Here is a 1,052-nt window from a genome sequence, read left to right as displayed (position 1 = left end):
CAAAACCCACGTATAATATAGAAAAATCGATGGAGACAAAATTTATGCCCAAAAAAGCTGCCCTAGCTAATCATTATAGTTCGGACGAACTGAAACAGAAGTACCTCAAAAGTAAAGATTCAGTGGCCTTTGGGCCACGCTACGCGAACGAATCAAGAAGATGGCATTTACTTTGGAAAGTCTCCTTAGGTTGGACTATTAAGACTAGTGCTATAGCTGTAGGTATTAATTATGATTATGGCAAAGAAATCGTCAAAAAATATAATGATTTTGGATAACAAGGAGTGCAAAATTTAAAAAATAAGCACAGACAGCATAGGGGAGCTAAAAAACCACTACTAAGGGAATATCAACTTAAAAAATTAGCCAAAGAACTAGAATCAAGACCATCAGATGGAGGGAGGTGGACGGGTCCAAAAGTAGCTCGTTGGATAGAAAAAGAAACCAGAGACGAAACCTTAGAGAGTGGAGCCTTATTTCAGATAACTTAAAAATATTACCCATAACCTGTCCCTATAAAGGCTCCACTCTCTTACGGTAACTTCAAAGAGTGAAAAAAGTGTGGAATCAGAGACGAAACCTTAGAGTAGTGCAGCCTTACAACAAGACCTGTCACCTTTGATGCATAGCCTACCAACTTGCTTTGGCTGCACTACTCTTACGGTAACTTCAAGAGAGGATGGGATTACTTAAAAAAGCTCAGATTCTCATGGCAGAGTCCGAGACCAAAACATAGGAAAGGAAATAAAATAGATCAAGATGAATTTATTAAAAACCTACCAATCAAAGTAAAAAAAATTGAACAAGCCCATCCAAACTCAGAAATAAAAATTTGGTTTTTTGATGAACATAGAGTCGGTTTAAAACCGATATTGAGAAGCGATGCAGCGCGGTCTTGGGGGTTTCCCCACTCGCTATTGCATCAAGACAAGGTATGGTCGCGCGTTAGGAGAAAGACCAATTGCGATTGTTCAACATCGCTATCAATGGTTGTATGTCTATGGATTTGTCCAACCGAAGACCGGAAAAACTTTATGGTATTTAATACCCAG

General features: G+C 38.8%; 2 protein-coding genes. Both read left to right on the top strand.

The window, feature by feature from the left end:
- The coding region (locus tag F6K53_RS45140; RefSeq protein ID WP_293087682.1) for a helix-turn-helix domain-containing protein at nt 1-278 on the top strand (278 nt) is incomplete at its 5' end.
- A gap of 360 nt (nt 279-638) precedes the next feature.
- Nucleotides 639-1,052, top strand: a 414-nt coding sequence (locus F6K53_RS46395; protein ID WP_366511461.1) for a winged helix-turn-helix domain-containing protein, incomplete at its 3' end; no start/stop codon positions are given.

The organism is Moorena sp. SIO4A1, from assembly GCF_010672065.1.
Lineage (GTDB): Bacteria > Cyanobacteriota > Cyanobacteriia > Cyanobacteriales > Coleofasciculaceae > Moorena.
This window is presented reverse-complemented; position numbering and strand designations above follow the sequence as displayed.